At 31.8% G+C, this 24202-nt stretch carries 18 protein-coding genes and 1 pseudogene; 18 read left to right on the forward strand and 1 reads right to left on the reverse strand.

The features are described 5' to 3' along the window. Positions 1 to 63: 63 nt before the first annotated feature. Positions 64 to 2193, forward strand: coding sequence for a catalase (locus OC526_RS05005; RefSeq protein ID WP_262122506.1), 2130 nt, complete (start codon positions 64 to 66; stop codon positions 2191 to 2193). A 69-nt stretch (positions 2194 to 2262) separates the two neighbouring features. On the opposite strand, the gene rpmB is transcribed toward OC526_RS05005, so the two are convergent. After that, complete coding sequence (gene rpmB, locus OC526_RS05010) at positions 2263 to 2451, reverse strand: 50S ribosomal protein L28 (RefSeq protein ID WP_262122507.1); 189 nt, start codon at positions 2449 to 2451, stop codon at positions 2263 to 2265. Between the two features lie 154 nt (positions 2452 to 2605). Here rpmB and murB point away from each other — a divergent pair, with 154 nt between their 5' ends. The 17 genes and pseudogenes from murB (at position 2606) to OC526_RS05095 (ending at position 23465) form a co-directional block, all read left to right on the forward strand. Beyond that, entirely contained in the window at positions 2606 to 3508 is a 903-nt protein-coding gene (gene murB, locus OC526_RS05015) for a UDP-N-acetylmuramate dehydrogenase (RefSeq protein ID WP_262122509.1), read from the forward strand. After that, entirely contained in the window at positions 3508 to 4356 is an 849-nt protein-coding gene (gene rapZ, locus OC526_RS05020) for an RNase adapter RapZ (RefSeq protein ID WP_262122511.1), read from the forward strand. The genes murB and rapZ overlap by 1 nt, the downstream gene beginning before the upstream one ends. A gap of 1 nt (position 4357) precedes the next feature. Next, positions 4358 to 5074, forward strand: a complete 717-nt coding sequence (locus OC526_RS05025; RefSeq protein ID WP_262122512.1) for a tyrosine-protein phosphatase — start codon at positions 4358 to 4360, stop codon at positions 5072 to 5074. 4 nt (positions 5075 to 5078) lie between these two features. After that, positions 5079 to 5975, forward strand: coding sequence for a DNA-binding protein WhiA (gene whiA / locus OC526_RS05030; RefSeq protein WP_262122513.1), 897 nt, complete (start codon positions 5079 to 5081; stop codon positions 5973 to 5975). A gap of 30 nt (positions 5976 to 6005) precedes the next feature. Then, a complete protein-coding gene (locus OC526_RS05035) occupies positions 6006 to 9461 on the forward strand; it encodes a DNA polymerase III subunit alpha (protein WP_262122514.1) in 3456 nt (1151 codons plus the stop codon). Between the two features lie 9 nt (positions 9462 to 9470). Beyond that, positions 9471 to 10430 carry a 6-phosphofructokinase gene (pfkA, locus tag OC526_RS05040; protein WP_262122515.1) on the forward strand — a complete coding sequence of 320 codons (960 nt, stop codon included), beginning with the start codon at positions 9471 to 9473 and terminating at the stop codon, positions 10428 to 10430. A gap of 17 nt (positions 10431 to 10447) precedes the next feature. Continuing rightward, positions 10448 to 12226, forward strand: coding sequence for a pyruvate kinase (pyk, locus tag OC526_RS05045; protein ID WP_262122516.1), 1779 nt, complete (start codon positions 10448 to 10450; stop codon positions 12224 to 12226). Next, complete coding sequence (gene rlmD, locus OC526_RS05050) at positions 12226 to 13476, forward strand: 23S rRNA (uracil(1939)-C(5))-methyltransferase RlmD (RefSeq protein WP_262122517.1); 1251 nt, start codon at positions 12226 to 12228, stop codon at positions 13474 to 13476. Before pyk ends, rlmD begins: the two co-directional genes overlap by 1 nt. A gap of 81 nt (positions 13477 to 13557) precedes the next feature. Then, a pseudogene (locus tag OC526_RS05055) lies at positions 13558 to 13798 on the forward strand (terminase TerL endonuclease subunit); the annotation flags it as partial. Positions 13799 to 13837: 39 nt separating this feature from the next. Next, a complete protein-coding gene (locus OC526_RS05060; RefSeq protein ID WP_262122520.1) occupies positions 13838 to 14026 on the forward strand; it encodes a hypothetical protein in 189 nt (62 codons plus the stop codon). A 779-nt stretch (positions 14027 to 14805) separates the two neighbouring features. Next, complete coding sequence (locus OC526_RS05065) at positions 14806 to 16290, forward strand: hypothetical protein (protein ID WP_262122521.1); 1485 nt, start codon at positions 14806 to 14808, stop codon at positions 16288 to 16290. Further along, entirely contained in the window at positions 16265 to 17371 is a 1107-nt protein-coding gene (locus OC526_RS05070) for a hypothetical protein (RefSeq protein ID WP_262122522.1), read from the forward strand. The genes OC526_RS05065 and OC526_RS05070 overlap by 26 nt, the downstream gene beginning before the upstream one ends. A gap of 579 nt (positions 17372 to 17950) precedes the next feature. Then, positions 17951 to 18556, forward strand: coding sequence for a CadD family cadmium resistance transporter (locus tag OC526_RS05075; protein ID WP_262122524.1), 606 nt, complete (start codon positions 17951 to 17953; stop codon positions 18554 to 18556). Positions 18557 to 18797: 241 nt separating this feature from the next. Then, positions 18798 to 19448 (forward strand): response regulator transcription factor, encoded by a 651-nt coding sequence (locus OC526_RS05080; protein WP_262122525.1) that lies wholly within the window; start codon positions 18798 to 18800, stop codon positions 19446 to 19448. A 1-nt stretch (position 19449) separates the two neighbouring features. Continuing rightward, positions 19450 to 20310, forward strand: a complete 861-nt coding sequence (locus OC526_RS05085; protein WP_262122526.1) for a sensor histidine kinase — start codon at positions 19450 to 19452, stop codon at positions 20308 to 20310. 52 nt (positions 20311 to 20362) lie between these two features. Beyond that, positions 20363 to 21043 carry an ABC transporter ATP-binding protein gene (locus tag OC526_RS05090; protein WP_262122527.1) on the forward strand — a complete coding sequence of 227 codons (681 nt, stop codon included), beginning with the start codon at positions 20363 to 20365 and terminating at the stop codon, positions 21041 to 21043. Further along, positions 21036 to 23465 carry an ABC transporter permease gene (locus OC526_RS05095; RefSeq protein ID WP_262122528.1) on the forward strand — a complete coding sequence of 810 codons (2430 nt, stop codon included), beginning with the start codon at positions 21036 to 21038 and terminating at the stop codon, positions 23463 to 23465. Before OC526_RS05090 ends, OC526_RS05095 begins: the two co-directional genes overlap by 8 nt. Positions 23466 to 24202 lie beyond the last annotated feature (737 nt).

Genomic DNA, 24202 nt, shown 5'->3' on the forward strand with positions numbered 1-24202 from the left:
GCTTTTTTTTATTTGAGGGTATGTATATACAGACGCAATGATAAAAAAACAAAGGAGATAATAATGGCAAAAAAACAAGACAGTAATAAAGAGCATGATTTTAAAAAAGCTCCCCTAACTCCTCCGGATATAGATAAAGTTGAGCAAGTAGCAGATAATGCTAAGCAAAAAGATTTAGAATATAATAAAGTTGATAATAAAAATAAGGCCTTTACAACAAATAAGGGTCTAAAAATGGCTGAAGATGAGTTTTCTTTAAAAGCTGGCAGACGCGGTCCAACTCTAATTGAAGACTTCCATTTAAGAGAAAAAATAATGCACTTTGACCATGAAAGAATTCCTGAAAGAATCGTTCATGCTCGTGGTGTAGGTGCTCACGGTGTATTTAAATGTACAAAAGATATGAGTGAATATACAAAAGCATCTATTTTTACTGAAGAAGGAAAAGAAACACCATTATTTACAAGAATTTCGACAGTAGCAGGATTTAGAGGATCTACAGACACACCTCGTGACGTACGTGGATTTGCCCTAAAATTCTACACTGAAGAAGGAAACTACGATATAGTAGGTAATAATATGCCTATTTTCATTATTCAAGATGCAATAAAATTCCCTGATTTCGTACACGCAGTAAAACCAGAGCCAGATACAGAAGTACCGCAAGCACAATCAGCTCATGATACTTTCTGGGATTTTGTAAGCCGTAACCAAGAATCGGCACACATGACAATGTGGCAAATGAGTGATAGAGCAATACCTAGATCACTTAGAATGATTGATGGATTTGGTATCCATACATTTAGATTTGTAAATGCTGAGGGAAAAGGAACATTTGTAAGATTCCAATGGAATCCACAACTAGGTGTACATTCTAGAGTGTGGGATGAAACATTAAAAGTTTCTGGTAATGATCCAGATAGTCAAAGAAAAGACTTATATGATGCTATCGATGAAGGAAATTATCCAGTTTGGGACTTCTGTGTACAATTATTACCAGAAGAAAAAGAATTTGATTTCCCATTTGATATACTTGACCCAACAAAAGTTTGGCCAGAAGAACACATTGAAAAAATTAAAATAGGTGAAATTACATTAAACAGAAATGTAGACAACTTCTTTGCAGAAACAGAACAAGTTGCCTTTAATCCAGGAAATGTAATCCCAGGTATTGATTTTACAAACGACCCACTATTACAAGGAAGACTCTTCTCTTACACAGATACACAACTTTTAAGACTTGGTGGACCAAACTTTGCCCAAATTCCTATCAATAGACCAATTTCTGAAGTTCACAATAACCAAAGAGACGGTTGGCACCAACATATGATTAACAAAGGGCCAGTTGCATATCATAAGTCAACTATTGATGACCAATCACCATATTATGAATCAGCAGAAAATGGCGGATATGAACACTATCAAGAAAAAATTGATGGAGTAGTTATAAAAGACCGTGATGATAGCTTTAGAGATCACTTTAGCCAAGCTACTGCATTTTATAAATCACTTAGTGAAGTAGAACAAAAACACATAAAAGATGCATTTTCATTCGAACTTTCTAAGGTAAGAAGATCAGAAATTAGACAAAATGTTGTAGATATGTTTGCAAATGTAGATGAAAAATTAGCAGAAGAAATTGCAAAAAATGTTGGTGCTCAAAAACCAAATGCGGAAAGAGGATTTGATCCAGCAGGAGTTAAGCCTAGCAAGGAAGCCCAAGCAGTAAAAATGCCAGAATTTTCACAAGAAGATACAATATTTAAGGCAGATACATTAAAAGTAGGAATCTACTCTGACAATGATGATGACTTTGACTTTAAAGGATTAGTGAAATCTATTAAAGATAATAAAGCAAAAGCAGAAATTATCCAAGGTGACCTACAAGATACAAAAGATGGGCAAATGGTAAAACATAGATACGAAACAGTACATCCAGTGCTAGAAGATGCCCTAATAGTAGTTGTTCCAGAGAAACCTAGCCATGACTTTAGCAAAAATGTTGGAGAATTTGTAGAAGAAACATTCAAACACTACAAACCAATTTGGTTAATTGGTGATGCAAGTGACATTCTTTCAAGCGAGCAAGAAAAAGCTGACGGGGTAATGGTCACAAAAGATAGTAAAGATATAGATAAATTTATAGAAAACTTAACAAAACAAAGATTCTGGGACAGAGACGGATCAAACTAGACAAAAAAAAGACCACTAGGAAATTTCCTAGTGGTTTTATTTTGAATTCAAAATAAAAAAAGCACTCGATTATGCTTTTTGTACTCTTCCAGATTTTAAACATTTAGTACATACGTTGATTGATTTTGGAGATCCATCTACTATAGCTCTTATTCTATGCACATTTGGTTTAAAAGTTCTGTTGTTGATTTTGTGTGAGAAAGTTACAGTTTTACCTGCTTTTGTACCTTTGCCACAAACTTCGCATGTTTTTGCCATATAAACACCTCCTAGCTTTTTACAATTAATCTTTATTATTTTACCAAAACTTTGGACAAATTACAAATTTTTTTATAATGAACAAAGAAAGCAAATTAAGGTATAATAAAATAATAGAAAACTTTGATTTAATTTATTAAATCTAGGAGGATATATGGATTACAAATCTATTTATGAGGGAAAGAGATTTGGAGAAATACTTTTTGACGAACCCTTAAAAGATTACACAACTTGGGGCATTGGCGGACCTGCTGATGTACTTATCAAACCAAGTAATGAAGAAGAATTAAAAAACTTATTAAAATTTAACTATGAAAATGAAATAAAAACAACGGTTATAGGTCTAGGATCTAATTTACTTGTAACTGATAAGGGCATCCGTGGATGTGTTTTAGTTTTAGCTGATAATTATGATGGCATAAGCTTTGATGGGACAACAATGACAGTTCTAGCTGGAACATCTTTAAATAAGGCTGCAACAACATCAATTGCAAACCACCTAACCGGCATGGAAGAAATTTCTGGAATTCCAGGGACTGTTGGTGGAGCAGTTGCTATGAACGCTGGTGCCTATGGCGGAGAAATAAAAGATGTATGTGTTAGTGTAAAGGCCTTTGATTTTGCTGGAAATGAATATAAATTTACCAATGAAGAAATGAATTTTTCATACAGACACTCAAAAATATTTGAACAAGACCTTATAGTATCATCAGCAGTTTTTGAACTTAGCTCAGACAGTCTAGATGAAGCACTTAGCAAATACGAAGATTATACAAATCGCCGTGAAACCAAGCAACCACTTGATAAAAAATCTGCTGGTTCTACATTCAAAAGACCAGAAGGTTCTTATGCATCAAAGTTAATTGATGAATGTGGACTAAGGGGATATAGAATTGGTGATTGCCAAGTGAGTGAAAAACACTGTGGATTTATAATTAATAGAGGAAATGCAACAAGTGCTGAAATGCTTGCATTTATTGAAGAAGTTGCGAAAATTGTTTATGACAAAACAGGATTTACTTTAGAACGTGAGGTTAAACTAATCGGAGAATTATAATGAAACTTAAAATAATTACTGGTTTAAGTGGTTCTGGAAAAACTACTGCCTTAAGGGCATATGAAGATATGGGTTATTATGCTATGGATAATTCTCCAGCATATTTGATAGAGAAATTTATTGAACTTAATGAAACTCAAGAAAAACCTATCGACAAGATGGCAGTTGTAATTGATTTTAGATCCCACAATCTTGATAGTAATATGTACGAGTCCTTCAAATCATTAAAAGAAAAAAATGCTGATACTGAAATTATTTACGTTTATTGCAGTGATAGCATGATTTTAAAAAGATATAACGAACTACGCCGTCCACATCCATTAGGAGAATTTGGAAATGTGTCTGATGGGATAGAGAAAGAAAAATTATTTCTAGAAGATATTAGAAAAATTTCTGATAGATTTATAGACACCAGTAATTATACAGCTAAGGAACTAAAGAAAGTTATAGAAGATTCTTTAGAAAAAAAAGATTCGATGATAGTAAATCTTCTATCATTTGGTTATAAAAATGGAATAAGTGAAGACTTTGATTATGTCTTTGATATGAGATTTTTACCAAATCCATTTTACATAGAAGAATTAAAACCCTTAAATGGAACTGATAAAAAACTAAAAAATTACTTAGATGAATTCAAAATCATAGATAATTTTGCTAATGATGTTTACAAGATGATTAGTTATCTAATACCTGAATTTAAAAATCAAGGCAAAAACACAGTAACAATTGCGTTTGGTTGCACTGGAGGTAAGCATCGTTCGGTTTATATGGCAGAAAGAATGTACAAAAAACTTAAAAATGAAGATTACATAGTTGTAAAAAAACATAGAGATAAGGAAAAATGGTGAAATGCAGTATTATAAAAGACTACCTTTGGAAAATATAAAAAATGCAAGAGAAATTGGAGGAGTGCCGACCATGGATGGTAGTGTCACTCAATGGAAGAATTTTTTGAGGGCTGCAAATCTTGATGATATTAGTGATGAAGAAGTAAAAATTCTTAAAGACTATGGGGTAGAAGCTATTATCGATTTAAGACGAGAAAGAGAAATCCCATTTGAAAGTGATAGTCACAAAAAATTATATGATAACTTTAATTTTCACAATATTTCTCTTGCGCCAAACGATGAGTTTCGCAAAGAAGAAATAGAACAGATTATAAATAGAGAAATATCTATCGGATCAACCTATAGAAATCTGATTGATAATTTTCCAAAGATTAAAGAAATAATGGAAGTTTTTGCAAATACTGATGGGGCAACTCTTTTTCACTGCCAAGAGGGCAAGGACCGCACAGGAATTATTTCAATGATACTGATGGGGCTAGCAAATGTAAGCCGTGCAGATATAATTGCAGATTATGAAATTTCTTCGGCATATCTAGGATATATCGAAAGATATGATGAGGATGAGCCATATTCTGTATTTAGAATTACAAATCCATATGCCATGAAAGAAGCATATGAATATATAGAACGCAAATACAAAAGCTTTGAAGAATATTTGCTATATGCAAAAGTTGACCAAGAAACAATTGACAAGGTGAAAAATAAATTAACTAGGTGATAATATGTCTTTTTCAAAAAGATGTAAAAAAGAAGTCCTGAAAAAAGAACCGATCAATCCACTAGCAGAACTTATGTGCGTGCTAGATTTTATAGGTTCAATTAGGATTTCAAATAGTGGCTACAAAATAGTTTTTAAAACTTATTCAAATACTGAAGCTAGATACATTTACAATATTATAAAAGATGCTTATAACTACTCATCAACCTTTGAAATAAAAGATTTGAACAATGATGATAGACTTTTTACGGTAATTATCGAGGAAAGTAAAATATCTGAAGACATAATGGATAAAAGCAGTAATTTTTTTATAAATAATCCTAGGGATTTGGAAGATGTATCCTTTGATGAGATAAAATCTTTTTTAAAAACATCCTTTGTTTTTAAGGGATCGGTAAACGATCCTCAGAGAGGATATAATTTAGAAATTAGTTCAAATGATGAAAATAGCGCAGATTTACTAAAAAAATCGATGGAAATATTTGAACTAAATCCAAAAGTAAATGTCAAAAAAGATTCATACGTAGTTTATCTGAAAGATAGCGATAAGATTTCAGATTTTTTGGCAATTATTGAGGCCAATAAATCTTTATTTGAATTAGAAAATGTCAGAGCTATGAGGTCTATAAGAAATGACATCAATAGGCAAACTAATTTTGATAAGGCAAATATTGATAGAACTGTTCATGCATCTTTAAAACAAGTAGATGCAATAAACTATTTGATTAAGCAAAATGAATTTCAAAAGTTATCAGATGATATGATTGAAATAGGAAACTTAAGGCTTGAAAATCCCTACGCATCCATAGAGGAACTGGGAGAAATGGTTAAGCCAGCTATGAGCAAATCAAAGGTAAATTATAGGTTACAAAAATTTATAAAAATGGCGGAAGATTTGTGATAAGCAAATCTTTTTATTTTGGGAGATATGATGGAAAACAAATTTACTCATTTACACTTGCACACTGAATATTCCTTGCTAGATGGTTTTTCAAGAATTGATGAATTAATTGAAAAAGCCAAGTCTTTCGGCATGGACTCTCTAGCAATTACTGACCATGGTCAAATGTATGGGGTAATTGAGTTTTATAAAAAAACCACTGCAGCTGGCATAAAACCAATTATTGGCTGCGAGGTCTATGTGACTGAAAAAGACCATTTAATTAAAGATCCTAGTAATAAACGATATTATCATTTGATTTTGCTTGCAAAAAATAATAATGGTTACCAAAATCTTTTGAAAATAGTTTCTGAGGGATATGTAAATGGTTATTACTATAAACCTAGAGTAGACCTTGATTTTATAAAAAAATATTCTGATGATATTATTGCTCTTAGCGCTTGCCTAAGTGGAGAGGTCAATCAAAGAATTTTAGAAAATGATATTGAAGCTGCATATGAAACAGCAAAAAAATATGCAGAAGTTTTTGGTAAGGATAATTATTACCTAGAACTACAAAACCATGGCCTTCCTGAACAAAAAAGAGTTAATGAAATTCTAGTAAAAATACATAAGGATTTGGATATAGAACTTGTTGCTACAAATGATGTCCACTACATAAACAGGGAAGATAGTTTTTACCAAGATGTTCTTTTATGTATACAAACAGGGGCGCTATTAAAAGATGAAGACAGGATGAAGATGCCGTGCGATGAGTTTTATCTGAAATCTCCCGATGAAATGTATGCTATCTTTAAAGACTATGATCGTGCCTTGGAAAATACAAATAAGATTGCACAAATGTGCAATGTCGAAATAGAATTCCACCACCCACACTTGCCATATTTTACTAAATTACCAGAAAATATGACTAATTTGGAATATTTAACCCAATTAGTCGATGAGGGGCTAGCAAAAAAATATGAAAATGTGGATGAAGATATAAGAGCTCGTGCCCTTAAGGAAATAAATGTAATTCATAATATGGGATACATTGATTATTTTCTTATCGTTTGGGATTTTGTAAGGTTTGCCAAGGAAAATGACATAGCAGTTGGTCCAGGTCGTGGATCTGCTGCTGGATCCTTGGTTTCTTACGCACTGGATATAACACAAATTGACCCCCTAAAATACGATTTGATTTTTGAAAGGTTTTTAAATCCGGAAAGAGTTTCCATGCCTGATATAGATATAGATTTTGACTATGTCAGACGTGATGAAGTTGTAGAGTATGTGAACGAGCTTTATGGACGTGATCACGTATCCCAAATTGTAACCTTTGGTAGGATGCAGGCTAGAAATGCTATCCGTGATGTAGGTCGTGTTTTAGATATTTCTTATGGGAAAGTAGATAAAATCGCAAAATTAGTTCCTGCAGTTATAAATATGACCCTAGATCGCGCCCTAGAAGAGTCAGATAAATTTAAAGAGTCTTATGAAAGTGATGCTGAAAGTAAAAGGCTAATTGATACTGCAAGAAAAGTAGAATCATTACCACGTCATACATCAATCCATGCGGCAGGTGTGGTAATGAGTAAGGAAATTTTGACAGATATTGTTCCATTAGCCTTATCCAATGACCAAGTTGTAACACAATTTAATATGACAGAAATTGAGGAGCTGGGACTTTTAAAAATGGACTTTTTAGGTCTTCGAAATCTTACAGTCATCAAAGATACCATAAAGGATGTTAAAGCAAATCGTGGTATAGATGTTGACATTGAAAACATAGATGAAAATGATCCTAATATCATAGACCAGTTTAATAAGGCAAAAACAATTGGACTTTTCCAATTTGAATCTACAGGGATGAGAAATTTCCTAAAAAATTTAAAACCTACAGTTTTTGATGACTTGGTTGCAGCAAACTCATTATTTAGGCCGGGGCCAATGGATGAAATTCCAACATACATCCATAACAAAAATAATCCAAAAGATGTATCTTTTTTAGATGAAAAACTAAAACCAATTTTAGGAGTTACTTATGGAATTATAGTTTATCAAGAACAGGTAATGCAAATTGTCCAGCAGCTGGGAGGATTTTCTCTTGGAGAAGCTGACAATTTAAGACGTGCCATGAGTAAGAAAAAAATGGACATCATGGAAGCAAATAGGGAAATTTTTGTAAATGGTAAAGTAGATGAAAATGGAGAAGTAATTATCCCAGGATGTATCCGCAATGGGGTAAGTGAGAGGGCAGCAAATAAAATCTATGATGAGATGATTTCCTTTGCAAAATATGCCTTTAATAAATCCCACTCAGCCGCTTACTCTTTAGTTGCAGTCCAAACTGCATATTTAAAACACTATTTTCCAGAAGAATATATGGCAAATCTAATATCCTCTGTTATGGATAGTGCATCAAAACTTTATTTATATGTTAGTGAAGCAAAATCCATGGGCATAGAGGTAATAGCTCCAGATGTTAATTTGTCATTTCAAAAGTTTTTTGCAAAAGATGGTAAGATTATTTTTGGATTATCAGGTATAAAAAATTTGGGGATAAATTTTATAAATGCAATTATATCTTCAAGGCAAAAAGATGGTGAGTTTTTAAATTTTAAAGACTTTTTAGAAAGGGTGGAAGCTTACGATAGTAGGGCCTTAAATAAAAAAGGACTGGAGTCATTGATAAAGGCAGGAGCTTTTGATTCTATGGGCTATGCTAGGTCAAAACTAATGGCCGTTTATGAAAAAGCAATGGCAACTGTCCATGAGGGCCAAAAAGTAAATGTTAAAGGGCAAATGAATTTGCTAGACATGGCTAGTCAAACAAATGAAAATCCAACTGAAGATATAACATTTCCAGATATAAGCGAATATCCAAAAAAAGTTAAATTATCATTAGAAAAAGATGTGCTAGGATTTTATATTTCTGACCACCCGCTCAGCGAAGCCAATGATAAGCTAAAAAACACAATTACTTTTAGAACAAATTATAAGGATGAACTAACTGATCCAGAAATTACAAGACTTGATAATAAATTTGTAACTATGGCTGGTATTATAACCGGTAAGTCAGAAATAATGACCAAAAAAAGAAGCCTAATGGCTTTTGCAAACATCGAAGACTTACATGGGTCAATAGAAATGGTAATCTTCCCAGAAACCTACAAAACATACAGAAATTTAATAGAAGATGATAATGTTGTGCTAGTTAAGGGTAAATTACAAGTGGATGATGAAGATATAAAACTTCTGTGCCAGGAGTTTATAGACATTGATAGCTTAGATTTAAGAACTTTATACTTAAAAACTAAATATAACGAGTATAATAATCTACGAGGAGTATTAAAGGAGTACAGTGGTAAAACACCAGTTGTAGTATATTTTGAAGACCGCAACAAATCCTTTAAGCTTGATGAAAGGTTGTGGGTAGACACCAGCGACCAAAATATAGAGAAATTAGAACAATTTTTAGGAAAAGAAAATGTTAAGTTAACTTAAGGAGTTTATATGAATACAATAGGTATTTTAACAAGCGGTGGCGATGCACCTGGTATGAACTCAGCCATAAGAGCAGCAGTTAGAACAGCTTTAAATAATGGAATGAGGATTAAGGGCATCAGAAATGGATATGATGGATTGATGAAAGGTGACATTTATGAAATGAATGTTTCATCAGTTGCAGATATTATCCACAAGGGTGGTACTATCCTTGGTACTGCAAGAAGTACTGAATTTACGAATGAAGAAGGTCAAAAAAAAGCAGCTCAAATCTTATCTGATTATGGCATAGAGGGGCTAATTGTAATTGGTGGAGATGGATCATTTAAGGGAGCTAAAGCTCTTTCTGATCTTGGCATTAAAACAATTGGTATTCCTGGAACTATAGATAACGATATGGGCTATACTGATTTTACAATTGGATTTTTTACAGCTATGGAGACTGTAAGTGATGCTATCGGTAAGCTACGCGATACATCTAGTTCCCACGGTCGAGCTGTTGTCATTGAAGTAATGGGTAGAAATTGCGGAGATTTAGGTCTTTATTCAGGTCTAGCTGGTGGAGCAGAATCAATAATTGTTCCTGAACATGAATTTTCTATGGATGATATAGTTGAAAAAATGGAGCATGGTAGAAAAAGAGGAAAACTTCACCATCTAATAACACTTGCAGAAGGTGTAGGCGATCCATACTCCATAGCTAAAGAATTAGAAGAAAAAACAGGAATAGAGACAAAGGTTACAATCCTAGGCCACGTGCAAAGAGGCGGGTCTCCATCTGTTGCAGATAGGCTTTTAGGATCTACAATGGGAGCCCGTGCTGTAGAATTGCTTGCTGAGGAAAAAACTAATTTAGCAATTGGGTATGTTGATGGAAGCCTCATAGAAGTTAGCATAGAGGATGCAGTCAGCACAAAATCTCAATTTGATGAACACCTATACGAATTAGCAAACAACTTATCAAGATAGTAAGTAAGGAGTTAAAAATGAATCAAGTACCAGATATACTTAAAAAAACCAAAATAGTTTGTACAATTGGACCTTCATCTGAAACTGCAGAAATATTGGAAGAATTAATTCTAAATGGAATGAATGTTGCTAGATTAAACTTTTCTCACGGAACTCACGAAGAGCACCTAGCAAAAATAAAAACAATCAAAAAAGTTAGAAGAAAATTAAATGAACCAGTTGCAATAATGCTTGATACAAAGGGACCAGAAATTAGAACTGGAAACTTTAATGTAGATGAAGTTTTCCTAAAACCTGATGACATCTTTACCCTAACAACTAGAGATGTGGAAGGTACTCAAGATATAGTTTCAGTATCATACGAGGGACTTCCAAATGATGTTGAAGTAGGATCTAATATTTTTATTGACGATGGTCTAGTACAATTAGAAGTTATTGACATAAAAGATGGTACAGATGTCATATGTAAGGCAATGAATAATGGTGTGCTTTCAAATCACAAGGGTGTAAACTTGCCAGGTAGACAAACCAATCTGCCATCACTAACACCAAAGGACATAGATGATATTAAGTTTGGTATTGAAAATGATATAGACTTCATAGCTGCATCATTCGTACGTAAAAAAGAAGACGTTTATGATATTAGACGTGTTCTAGAAGATCACGGTGGAGAACATATAAAAATATTCTCAAAAGTAGAAAGCCAAGAAGGTGTAGATAACCTTGAGGAAATAATCGAAGCAAGCGATGGTATCATGATTGCCCGTGGTGATTTAGGTATAGAAATTAGAACTGAACTTATACCAATAGTTCAAAAAGAAATGATTAGAAAGACGAATCTAGCTGCAAAACCGGTTATAACCGCTACCCAAATGTTAGATTCTATGATCAGAAACCCTAGACCAACCAGAGCAGAAACTACAGACGTTGCAAATGCAATTATAGATGGAACTGACTGTGTAATGCTTTCAGGAGAAACAGCTGGGGGAAAATATCCAGTAGAAGCTGTTCGAACAATGAGAAATATTTGTATCACAACAGAATTATCTGATGACTTTAGAAAAAATATTTATGAAACAGATATTTCATCATCAAATACTACGACAAACGCAATAGCGAAAAATACCTGTCAGATAGCAAAACAACTTGATGCAAAAGCAATTATTTCTTGTACTTCAAGCGGTAATACTTCAAGAATTATATCAAAATTCAAACCACAAACCAATTCAGTTGCTGCAACCACAACAGACAGAGTTGCTCGTCAACTTTCTGTAGTATGGGGAGTATATCCAATAGTTATCCAAGAAGCGGGAGAAACAGATGAGCTAATCGATCGCGCAATATTTGGAGCAATTGACAATGGATTTGTATCAGAAGGAGATCTTACAGTTGTAACAGCAGGAATTCCGCTAGGTATTTCAGGAAATTCAAACCTAATCAAAGTTCATATAATAGGCGATATCATTACAAGTGGTACAGGAATAGGTACAAAGTCTGTTTCAGGAAAAGTTTGTCTCGCTTCAACCAAAAAAGAACTAGAAGACAAATTTGAAGAAGGTGACATCATTGTTGCTAAATTTACAGATGCTGATATTACAGAATACATCCAAAAATCAAGTGCAATTGTTACAGAAGAAGGTGGACTAACAAGCCATACAGCAATAGCAGCAGTACACTTTGGATTGCCAGCAGTAGTAGGAGCATTTAATATCAGAAATCTAGTAAAAGATGGTGATAAAATAACAGTCGACCCAATCGGTGGCGTAATTTATAAAGGGGAAGCAAAAGTTATCTAATGATTATAGAAGACATTAAGATAATTGATATCCTACAAGATGGCAGGGGTGTAGCCCGCACAGAAGGCAAAACAGTGTTTGTAGAAAATGCTGTTTATGGCGAAACTCTAGATGCCGAAATCCTTGCAGAAAAGAAAAATTTTCTAGAAGCTAGAAAAATAAATACAAAAATAAAAAGTGATTATCAAAGAAAACCTCCATGTCCATATTTTTATGAATGTGGAGGTTGTTCTATAATGGATATCAATTATGACACACAAATAGAATTAAAAAAGAACTTAATAAAAAATGCCCTAAAAAAATCTACAGGACTAGAAATAGATGGTATAGAAATTGTAAAAAGCCCAGAATTTAGATATAGAAATAAAATCCGCCTCCAGGTAGACAAGGATGGTGGATTAAATTACTTAGAAACCTACTCTAAAAAATTAGTTAAAATAGACGATTGTCTTATAGCTAATGAAAAAATATCTGAAAATCTGGATAGGATTGAAAAAATTACTAAAGATATAAATCAAAAATTCACAGCAAGTATTGAAGAAATAACAATTAGAGCAAGTGAAAATAATATATTATTAAATCTTCAAGGAAACTTTGATAATAATGCTATTGCTTACATAAAAGAAAAATACTCAACTAGTAATTATATTATTAATCTATTAATTGCTAGAGATTTAATTACCATAAATGGAGAAGGATATCTAGACTATAAAATTGTCCAAAAAGAATTTAAAATAAGTGCCAATGATTTTTATCAAGTAAATGACTATCAGATAGAAAATTTATATGGTGTGGCCAGAGAATTTTTAGGAGAAAAGCAAAAGCTCCTAGACCTCTACTGCGGATCTGCAGCAAGCTCCATGTCAATAAATGATGACCATATAGTAGGAGTAGAGATTAATAAAAATGCAATTGAGGATGCCAAAGAAAATGCAAAAAGAAATGGACTTCGTGACTATAAATTTATAGCCAAAAATGCCAAATTTATAGATAGTAGTTTTATAATAAAAGAAAAAATCGACGCAGTAACAGTAGACCCACCAAGGGCAGGCCTTGATAAAGATGTAGTAAAAACTATTGCCAATGCTGGAATTGATAAGATAGTCTACATATCCTGCAACCCTCAAACATTAGCTCGTGATATAAAAAGATTTATGGATAGGGGATATAAATTAGAAAAAATAAAGGCAGTAGATATGTTCCCTCAAACTATGCATGTGGAGTCGGTGGTATTGATGTCAAGAAAATAGAATAACAAGCTATAAAACTGTTGAAATCAATGGATTTTAGAATTTAAGAAGAAATCTTAGAATCCATTATTTTTTAATAACAAAGATTTAATGAAACTAACTCTTGAAAAATATACATGGAGGTCATCCAGTTCTAAGGCGGATGATTGACAATATATTTATTCGAACAGATCCTGCTGGAAACATAAAGTTAGATGAGGAAAGATCAACAGAAAAAATAGATGGAGTTATTGCTACAATTATGGCTCTTGATAGGGCTATAAGGTGTGGTAATGATACAAGTGAATCTTTCTACGATGATAGAGGACTTCTAGTATTTTAATTTGGGTATAAATTATATATCACAATAAGGAGATTTTTTATGGAAGAAGTAGTATGCAAAAAATGTGGTAAAAGATTTGAGTATGGATTAACTGGTCCGACTTATCCTGGTGGAAAGGATAGAGAATATGCAGATTGTCCATATTGTGGAGAAACTGCTTATTCAACTATGACTAGTCAAATAATGGTTGTTCATGGATTAGAAGATGAAGTAAAAAAAGATAAATAGTATTTTAGCATCTACAAAAGTAGGTGCTTTTTTCATACCTATTTTTAGGAGGTGGTAATATAAACATTTTAAATTTAATATTTAAGTCGAGAGACAAACCTAAAGACGGTGAGAGGATATCTTTGTAGTCTTTTTTATTTGGGAGAATAACAGCAGCTAGGAATGTAAACGAAATTACTGCTATGCAAATGACAGCAGTTTATTCATGTGTGAGAGTTCTTGCTGAAACCTTAGTAACCTCCACTTCATTTATATAAAAAGGAAGTCCAAACTCAAATGAAAAGCAAAAAGTCCACTAGAAAGATTAATGATTACACCCTTATTTCTTTTAAGAGCAGTGAAAATTGGACTTTTTATTTCTGTTTGTGCCTACTAACGATTTAACTTGTTAATGATATGTTCAAAGAGAAAAATAATGATGACAACAAATACAAAAAATAGCTACTCAGGGATACTCTTATGAATCCAAAAAGTATAATGTTTTCAAAAATTATATTTACTAGGTAGAATCATGGGATTATTACGAAAAAAGAAGATGACATTTGTATAATACAATAGGAAGAATCATAGCAAAGGTTGTGAGTAATCAATAAAGAGTTCTTATGACTGCCTATTTTTCTGCTTAAAATACAGAATTATTGTAAAGTTGTGATAAAAATAATATATATATGGTATGATAAGACAAATTATAAACAGTATTAATGGCTGTGACTTAATAATTTCTATATAAATATAACAAATCTAAAGGCTGATCAAGATATAAAAAAGGAGAAAATTATATGGATATCCTTAGGGGAAAAAATAAGGATGCAGTTTTATTATTAGACCTTGACATAAGTGATGAGGGATATAAATTTAATTCTGACATCCAAATGGCAATCAAGTTCGCAGAATTTGAGATGGATGAGATTAATACAAAACTTGCTGAAGATGAAAATATACTTAAAAAGCTTACTCCAGAATGTGATAAAACAGACTATATACTTGCTGCTGCTAGTGGGGCAATATGTGGACTTATGGATGTTTTCCTTGTGGGAAAGCCTGGTGAGCCAGCAATTGGACGTATAACAGACGAGTGGTTTGGAAATCGCACTATGGATTTTGCTAAGATATGTGGCTGGGATGGAAATAGTAATGAATCTCTTTCATCAGCAATAAAATATTTAGAGAAGAAATTTAAGATTCCCTATGACCAAACTGGTGCGGGTGATGCTGCAAGCCTTATATTTGATCTTAATCCAAGGAACCATCATTTTAAATCTTTAGGCCATAATCCAAGCCTGATAGGATTATTCTTTTCAATTCTAGATCAGTTTTCAAATACATCTCATTTCATTTCTGAAGGAGAATTGATTTCTTTACAGGAAGCCAATAATAAGTTTGTACTACAGGGAGGCAATATATCAGCTAAATTATTTTGTGGATTTGTAAATTGGCTGGGTCATTTAATTTCAGATATGTCGGGATCTTCAGCTAGTAAGGGACGAGGTATGGGGATACCTTCACCTTTGTGGACTTGGACAAATGATATTATTGCTATCAAAAGAAAGTTACACATTGCAAACTTAGAGTTTGATAAGGCTATTAATAAATTTGCTCTTGAAATATATGAGCAAGGATACGATCTAAGATTTGAAACAGCCAAAGCTATACCAGTATTTGTTAATGAATTAGTGGTTAGGATGGTCTATTCTATTAGACGATTGGTTCGATTTTATTTGAATAATCAAAATAGAGATAGGTCTTTTGAATTAATTTGGGAATTATGTGAGCCTTTTTCCAATGCTAGTGTAAAAAGAATGCTTACAGTGGCTCATGGAACATTTTGTTTACTTGACTTAGGGGACGCGCTTTGTCAGGGATTTATTCATGGTAATGGACGTTTTAGTATAGATCAATTCGTAATGCGATTAAATATTGTAGGCTTAGGTAGATTTACAATTTCCTTATATGGTGAAGGCAATAGAGGAATAAAACTATATCAAGCAAAAAAGGAGAATTTATCATTAAGACAGGAAAAAATAATTATTGCTGATTATATTGATGGATTGAAAATTTTGTCAAATGCATACGACGAAAAAAACCTTCTTTTGTTTACTAAGGAGTTAAAGGAAAGTGACATGTATATAAAAGCCTTTGAAAAATCTGTTCTTTTAGCAGAGAAAAGAAATGTTCCAGAGAGTCAAATATTACGAAATAAAGCGGACATTGACTCTTACTTCAAGGAGGGAAATAATTGTGAAAACAAGCAAAAAAAGAAGTAAACTCAAACAAGCCCAGGATAATGTACAAGCAGCAATAAATATTACAAATATTACTATTGAAGATCTAGGTAATCACACAAAGAAACTTTATGAGTCATTAACAAAGATCCAAGACTCATTTGATAATATCCGTAATGTTCCTAGTGATATACTTAAATATAAGAACTTTGAAAAAGCAAAATCTGATTGGATAAAACAAGCTGAAAATATAGAAAAAGAATATAATAATACACTTGTTAAAAATACCCGTGCTGCTGCAGCCGGTGCTGGTCTTGGAATTTCTGTTGTAACATTGGGACCAACAGCGGCTATGGGAGTTGCAACTACATTTGGCCTTGCATCAACAGGGACAGCTATCTCTGCTTTAAGTGGAGCTGCAGCAACAAATGCGGCTTTAGCTTGGCTAGGAGGTGGGGCTCTAGTTGCTGGTGGAGGAGGAATGGCTGCAGGTAATGCTTTTCTTGCTATGGCTGGTCCTGCAGGATGGGCTATTGCAGCAATTTCTCTTGCGGCAAGCGGTTTACTTTTCTGGAAAAATAATAAAGATAAAAATCATTTGGAGAATCTATTTGCAGCCATAAGTCATAGAGATGTAAAATCATATGAACTTGCAATTGTAGAAATTTTAGAGCGTATAAAACGAATCGACGATGAGTGTGAAAAGTTAGATGAGGCGATTAAAAACATTAAGACCTTTGGCCTTGACTATGATTTGATGACAGAAAAACAGCAGTATACACTAGGTTCCTACATCAATTTATTGCATTCATCAACACAGCTTTTAATAAATCCAATCAATGGATTAAAAGAAAAATTTTCGAAAGAAGATTTTGACTCTTTTGTGGATATGAAAAGTAAAAATACAAATATAAGCGTATACGAAGATAGTAAGGGCATAGTTATATCACTTGTTAACATGCTTTATAAGATTGATATAGATGAGGAGACTAAAATTCTATTGTGTAAATCACTTAGGGAAAATGAAGATTTCCTTAAGTCAAAAGGAATTTCAAAGAAGGAGTTTGATATTGCTATTATGGATATAGTCTTTGAGGCCTTAGAATTTAAGTATAAAAATTAATGATAATATTTAACTATTTAAATATAATCAAAAATTACTGAAGGAATTAGGTGGAGTTGCTTTAGATCGTGATAGTTATTTTACTCCTTTGACGGAAATAGATGGAATTACATTAGATAATATCAAAAGTTTTAGTTGGGATTTTTCGTATAGATATTTTATGAAAGAGACTTTTCTTTACAAATTAAATCATTTTTTTTAGAAACTTTCGGTTATAAGTTCTATGGACGTTAATTCTTTTAAGTAATTCTACTATTTGAATTGAAAGAAATTCCTATGATTTTTAAAGAATAATTGGTATAAGGTAAATAAATATAAGAAATGTATATGCACCCAACATTCTGATTTTTCCTAAATCCACACTTATTGATGTAGTAAGAGCATAGTTTGCGTGGATATCTATCAGCATAGTTGACAAAATACTACTATTTTAGTAAACTTTAGTTAATATTAAAAGGAAAGGTGGGAAAATTGTGAAATTATTTCTTCAAATGTCTCCTTTGGCAACCGCCAAGGCACAATGTGTTTGCAGTCAATTTTTGATTGTCTAAAAAATTAAACATTTTGAAAGGAGAAATAATGGAAACAATATTATCCGCTTTATTAGTTTTTGTCTCTACATCAATTGACTACTTAGTTGTTTTGACTATTTTATTCGCCAGTCAAGGCAAGAAAGGTTTGAAATCAATTTATGCAGGACAGTATTTAGGTACAGGGCTGCTTGTACTGGTTAGTCTTATTGCCGCTTACTTTTTAAATTTTATTCCACAAGATTGGATTATCGGACTCCTTGGTCTAATTCCACTAGGTCTTGGTATAAGAGCAATTTTTGTGGATGAAGATATTGATGAAGAAGACATCGAGGGAAAAATTACCGGAGATGGATCAAAAATCTTAGCATTTACAAGTTTAACAGTGGCAATGGGTGGAGATAATTTAGGAATTTATATTCCCTATTTTACAGGAAAGAGTTTGATTGAGATTGGTATAAGTCTAGTAATATTTGCGTTAGGGATTTTAGTTCTATGCAAATTATCTCAAAATCTCGCCTCAATTTCTGCTATCGGAGAGATTGTAGAAAAGTACGAAAAAATAATTGTACCAGTCGTGTTTATTGGGCTCGGTCTCTATATATTGATTGAAAATGGAACGATTAATTATCTCATTTCCCTAATCACAAGTTAATAGTTATTTTTATATTTCAGACCTACTAAAGATTTTCTTTAGTAGGTCTTTTTGTTTTACTTAAGTGAGAATGCCGAAGAATATTAGGAAACAAAAAACGACACAAGTCCAGCCTACCCACAAATTACTAAACTTTCTAAATGATATAATATAGATATAAACTTTATGATTATTTTTAAAAAATACTAACTTTTATAAGTATATATGAATATTTTATAGATATTAAAGAAAGGATTATGAGATGGTAAGTATTTTAATCATCGAAGATAGTGAAGATATAGCAATACAAATGAAAAAATATTTATGTAATAATGGATATGATGTAGAGATTGCATCATCTTTTTACGAAGCAAGCTATAAGATGAATGTAGACATGGATGTGGCATTATTGGACATAAATTTGCCAGATAAAGACGGTCAACATTTGATAGAAAAATTAAAAGATAAGGACATAAGAGTCATTATAACAACGGTTAAAAACGATGAAGATTTTATAATTGCTGCCCTAGATCAAGGAGCAGACGACTATTTAACTAAACCATTTTCCCTTGCAATATTAAGGGCTAGAATTGATGCCGTTTTAAGGACAATACCTCTAAGTCAAGACAAAAAAATTACTTACAAGGATATCAAAATAGATTTAAATTATTCGAAAGTTTATTTTAATGGTAAGCAAATAGAGTTAACTCCACTTGAATATGAAATCCTAGTTTTATTCATCAAAAACCCCCACAGGGTTTACACACGAAGCCAACTTCTTGAAATGTTCTGGGAAGATAGGGATAAGTTTGTAAATGACAATACTCTCACATCTACTATTAAGAGAATCAGAGAAAAGCTTGATAGGGAAGTCATCACTACTGTTAGAGGAATTGGTTATAGGATGGATTGAGATGCTATATGTATTTTGGATAATAAGTCTGGGACTTCTTTATTATTTTTTAGAATCAAGAAAGAAAAGTAGAATAAATGAGCTTATAGATTTGATAGAAAAAATGAAGAATCAAGACTATAAAATCCCTATGAAGCAAGACGATTTTTCAATACTTGAAGATAAGATTTACAAGCTATTTATAGAAATAGTAGAAGCCAAAGAGACAAGCACTAAAAATAGCGAAAAGCAAATAGAATACCTAGAAGACATCGCCCATCAAATAAAAACTCCTATTACATCTATGCTTTTTTCCATAGAAAATTTGGAGATAGACTTTCCAGATAATGATGATATAGAGATATTAAAAAGACAACTCTTAAGACTAAACTCTCTATCAGATATTTTGCTCAAACTATCAAGTCTAGATGCGAACAAAGATTTAATGAAAAAAGAAGAAATTCGTTTAGATGAATTAGTAGATTATGCATTAGACAGCTTAGACTTAAAGAAATCTACTAGTGTAGAAAGAAGGAAGAGTTTAAAGAAAAATAGTATTTGTGGAGATTTTTATTGGCTAGCAGAAGCTCTTATTAATATTATAAAGAATGCTGACAATAGACCGTCTTGTGACAAAATCGTGATTTCATCATACAAAAATCCCCTCTATACAAGCTTAATCATTGAAGACAATGGCGGAGGAATAGAAAAAGAAAATATTAAAAAAATCTTTAAGCGCTTTTATAAAACTCCAGACTCAAATGGTTTTGGAATTGGCCTTGCTATGGCGAAGACAATTGTCGAAAAAAACAACGGAGAAATTTCTGTTTTAAATATTGAAGCTGGAGCAAGATTTGAAATAAAATTTTACAATGTCACCTAAAAATCACTTTACTTTTATATGCTTACCTTGACATAAAAAAAAGGAGGCAGTTATGGAAATATTAAAAGTAGAAAATTTAAGAAAAGAATATGGAGAGGGAAACTCCAAGGTAGTGGCCCTAGATGGAGTTGACCTTACAATAGAAAGAGGCGAATTTGTTGCCATTGTAGGCCCTAGTGGGTCTGGTAAATCAACTCTTTTACATATTATAGGAGGAGTAGATAGTCCAAGTGATGGAAAAGTTTACATAGATGGCAACGACATCTCAAAGTATTCATCAAAGGAGTTGGCGCTTTTTCGCAGGAGAAAAGTAGGCCTTATCTACCAATTTTATAATTTAATCCAAAATTTAACTGTAAGGCACAATATAGAGCTTCCTCTAAAGCTTGATAAAAGGAAAATAAATGAAGAAGCCTTATTAGACACAGTTAGAAAACTTGGTATAGAAAGTAAACTTGATGCCTTTCCAAGTGAACTATCTGGAGGTCAACAACAAAGAGTTGCCATAGCGAGAAGTATTATCTACAAACCATCAATAATCCTAGCGGACGAACCAACAGGCAACCTAGACAGGAAAAACTCCAAGGAAATAATTGAAATCTTTAAATATTTCAATAAAACCCTAAAACAAACAATAATCCTAATCACGCACGACGAAAAAATCGCTCTAGAAGCAAGTCGTATTGTGACCATAGTGGATGGGAAAATTGTGGGAGATGAGAAAAATGAATAAGAAAAATTTCCCTATTTTTATATCAGTTTTTATAGTTTCCTTATTTTTTACCGTGATATTTTATTACTCATTTTCTAGCATATCTTTTACAAATAGAGAATTTAGGAGCGAATATTACGAAGACGCCTATATAAAAGATGATATAAAAGAAAATGACTTAGCTAATATAAAGACTAATGAATATGTTAAAGAGGCAGGTTTCGAGTCGAGTGATTCTATATCGGGAAAAATTGAAGACGAAATTTTATCAATCTCTCTATTTGACCAAGCTATTGCCAATATGAAGGGTGATTATAATTTAAAAGAAGGAAGGTATCCTAACAATTTCGATGAAATTGCTCTTAGCGAGAATGTTATAAAAAATAAAAATTTATCTATATCTGATAAAGTAAGCGTTGAATTTGGAAAAAGAACATTAGATGGTAAAATTGTAGATCCAACATACAGGCCTACAAGTGATGAAGAATTTATAAAAACAACAAGTAAGGAAATGAAAATAGTTGGAATTATTAAGGATAATCCTAATGGTATAAGTGGTGCAAATATATTTATTAATCCAAATTATGAAAATAAACTGACAGCCATAAGATTTAAATCACTTTATAAAGCTTATGACAATCAAGATTTAATCGAAGAAGATTTGTCAAATAAACTGGGTAGAAAAATCAAAGTTGAATTTGAACCTGCTATTGTTGAGCGTTATTCCTTATATGAGAATAATATAGGAAGAATAGGAAAACAACTACCAACAATTTTTCTTGTGATTTTAGCCATAAGTATATTTGTATTTTTTAATAAAAATATATTTTTAGTATGGTCTTTAGAGAAAATCAAAGTCCTATCCATGTATAAATCAATAGGAAGCACAGATTCACAAATACTTTCTTTGCTTTTTAAAGAAGCGGTCATGATATCGATTTTACCCTTATTGCTAGGACATTTTTTAGGCTATGTAGTAATCAAAAAATATTTTAGCCTAATTAATAATAATATGGGTATTGATACTCCATCTTCGGTAGATTTTAATATTATATTAAGCTTGGTTATAATATTGATTTCACTGCTAATAATATTTATATCGCTTGCAATTACCTTGAGGAAAATAAAGAAAATAGAGATTATAGATGGTCTAAAAGGTCTAATAAACTTTAAAAAAACAAAAAAGAAAAGATCCAGTACTATTTTAAAAGAACTTAGGATAAATAACCTTGCAAGTATTAAGTCTCAATCATATATTTCTACAATAGGAGTCTTAATAATATCAGTTTTATTTATCTTGATATCTTTTTCAAGTTATTCGGTAGATTTAGGGTTTTATCAAGATGATTATAACTTGACAGTTGATTATTATAGTAATGATCCTAGTCTTCCTAATAATCTAATAGAAGTTGATAAAAAAATTGATTCTAAAAAATCATTCATATACCAACAAAGATACTTATCTATAGATAATAATTTAGAGTTTTCTGAAGAATTTTTTGCAAATAATTTAGAAGAATTTTTATTAGAAAATACTGGCGAGGGGGAAGGAAATAGAATTTCAGGAAAAATTGTAGGACTAAGGGAAGAAGATCTTAATACCTTAGGAGGCAATAAAGGAGAATTTATTTTATATAATATGATTCAATCTAACCCTAATGAGCCATTAAGAGATGCTAAGATGGTTAAGTTTTTTAAAAATCCTAAAAAATTAGATTTAATAACAGCAAGTGGAAAGAAAACTTCAATTGATATTAGTAAAAGCATAGATGATTTAAAAGATATAACATTAAAAATTAATCGTGGTGCAGGATATATTTTTACAGATTTTGATACCTACTTCAAACTATTGGAGTCTACAGGTAATGGAAATCTAGTAAATTATCCTTTCACTCTAAAAATGGATATAAATCCTGATGAAGTTTATGATAGAAAAGAATCTATTAAGAATTTTTTGGATAAAAATCCTAGAACTGATGAGAGTTATGAAGTTTATAGTGATGGTGATAGGAGTGAAGAAGATGATAAATTTTTGGGTGGGCTTCTAAGCATAAACTTTATCCTAGCATCTATAATTCTTGCACTAAATTTCACAAACGGATATGCATCTATAAATCAAAGTTTGATGTCAAGGAAAAGAGAGATAGGTAATCTTTATTCTATAGGCATGGAGAAAACTGATTTAGAAAAATTATTAAAACAAGAATTTGTATTTGAACAAATAAAATCATTTGCTTTAGCAATATTAGTGACCTTTGTTGTTATTACAATCATGTCAATAATTTCATCTGGATATAGTTTTTATGTATTTTTAAAATATTACAATCACCTAGCGTTCCTAGTATTTTCGATAGTTGTATACGCTGCAAACTTGTTAATCTATCACTTCTCTTTAAAGAGAATATTAGATAGACCGACCATAGATTTAATACGAACAATATAATTTCAAAGAAAGAGGAATATGTGAAGAAAAAATCAGCAAATAATTATTTGTAGCTGGAATCGCAATTTTGGTAATTTCTTAACTACTTCCAGTCTATATATTAGAAAACTATACAAACCTAAAACCAACTGGACTCACATCAATGTTTGTACAAATATTGAACTAATAGCTTTTTTATTTGGAGTAAAGTAGAAAGACAGATTATTTATAGTGTTGAATAATCTGTTAATCATATTACTTTCTATAGCAATGTTTGCAGGTCATCTAATTTAAGAATACGAATAGAACAAGAAAAAAGTAATCTAAACAGCTCTTTTATGGGCTGTTTTTTCTTTGCTCCAGAATAATATAATATAAGATGATCATTGATTAACACATTTCCATAAACGAGGTTTCACTAAAACCTCAAAATTTATTTATACTGACCACTCAAGCCACTGTGAAAGCGTCGATTTTATGTAGAAATAAAATTAATTTAAATTAGATTAACAGGCTTTTGAGATTATAAGAAATCTTAGAAGTCATTATTTTCTTAAATATATAGTTAAGATATATTAATAAGATCTTTCACAACAAAGATTTACTGAAACTGATGCTTTAAAATAGCCAATGAAAGACTTTATAGACACACAAAAATTATGCCAAGAAATTACTATATCTTCTTTCAAAGAGCTATCGATATTTTATAGGCTATCAGGAAAAATGCTTAGAATTTTTGCACCTTTAATGTAAAAATA

The sequence above is a fragment of the Anaerococcus sp. Marseille-Q5996 genome (genome assembly GCF_946893725.1).
Taxonomy (GTDB): domain Bacteria; phylum Bacillota; class Clostridia; order Tissierellales; family Peptoniphilaceae; genus Anaerococcus; species Anaerococcus martiniensis.

What these genes read in the sequence shown, in the direction of transcription:
- OC526_RS05005 (WP_262122506.1), top strand. Translation starts at nt 64, where the DNA reads ATGGCAAAAAAACAAGACAGTAATAAAGAGCATGATTTTAAAAAAGCT.
- rpmB (WP_262122507.1), bottom strand. Translation starts at nt 2,451, where the DNA reads ATGGCAAAAACATGCGAAGTTTGTGGCAAAGGTACAAAAGCAGGTAAA.
- murB (WP_262122509.1), top strand. Translation starts at nt 2,606, where the DNA reads ATGGATTACAAATCTATTTATGAGGGAAAGAGATTTGGAGAAATACTT.
- rapZ (WP_262122511.1), top strand. Translation starts at nt 3,508, where the DNA reads ATGAAACTTAAAATAATTACTGGTTTAAGTGGTTCTGGAAAAACTACT.
- OC526_RS05025 (WP_262122512.1), top strand. Translation starts at nt 4,358, where the DNA reads ATGCAGTATTATAAAAGACTACCTTTGGAAAATATAAAAAATGCAAGA.
- whiA (WP_262122513.1), top strand. Translation starts at nt 5,079, where the DNA reads ATGTCTTTTTCAAAAAGATGTAAAAAAGAAGTCCTGAAAAAAGAACCG.
- OC526_RS05035 (WP_262122514.1), top strand. Translation starts at nt 6,006, where the DNA reads ATGGAAAACAAATTTACTCATTTACACTTGCACACTGAATATTCCTTG.
- pfkA (WP_262122515.1), top strand. Translation starts at nt 9,471, where the DNA reads ATGAATACAATAGGTATTTTAACAAGCGGTGGCGATGCACCTGGTATG.
- pyk (WP_262122516.1), top strand. Translation starts at nt 10,448, where the DNA reads ATGAATCAAGTACCAGATATACTTAAAAAAACCAAAATAGTTTGTACA.
- rlmD (WP_262122517.1), top strand. Translation starts at nt 12,226, where the DNA reads ATGATTATAGAAGACATTAAGATAATTGATATCCTACAAGATGGCAGG.
- OC526_RS05060 (WP_262122520.1), top strand. Translation starts at nt 13,838, where the DNA reads ATGGAAGAAGTAGTATGCAAAAAATGTGGTAAAAGATTTGAGTATGGA.
- OC526_RS05065 (WP_262122521.1), top strand. Translation starts at nt 14,806, where the DNA reads ATGGATATCCTTAGGGGAAAAAATAAGGATGCAGTTTTATTATTAGAC.
- OC526_RS05075 (WP_262122524.1), top strand. Translation starts at nt 17,951, where the DNA reads ATGGAAACAATATTATCCGCTTTATTAGTTTTTGTCTCTACATCAATT.
- OC526_RS05080 (WP_262122525.1), top strand. Translation starts at nt 18,798, where the DNA reads ATGGTAAGTATTTTAATCATCGAAGATAGTGAAGATATAGCAATACAA.
- OC526_RS05085 (WP_262122526.1), top strand. Translation starts at nt 19,450, where the DNA reads ATGCTATATGTATTTTGGATAATAAGTCTGGGACTTCTTTATTATTTT.
- OC526_RS05090 (WP_262122527.1), top strand. Translation starts at nt 20,363, where the DNA reads ATGGAAATATTAAAAGTAGAAAATTTAAGAAAAGAATATGGAGAGGGA.
- OC526_RS05095 (WP_262122528.1), top strand. Translation starts at nt 21,036, where the DNA reads ATGAATAAGAAAAATTTCCCTATTTTTATATCAGTTTTTATAGTTTCC.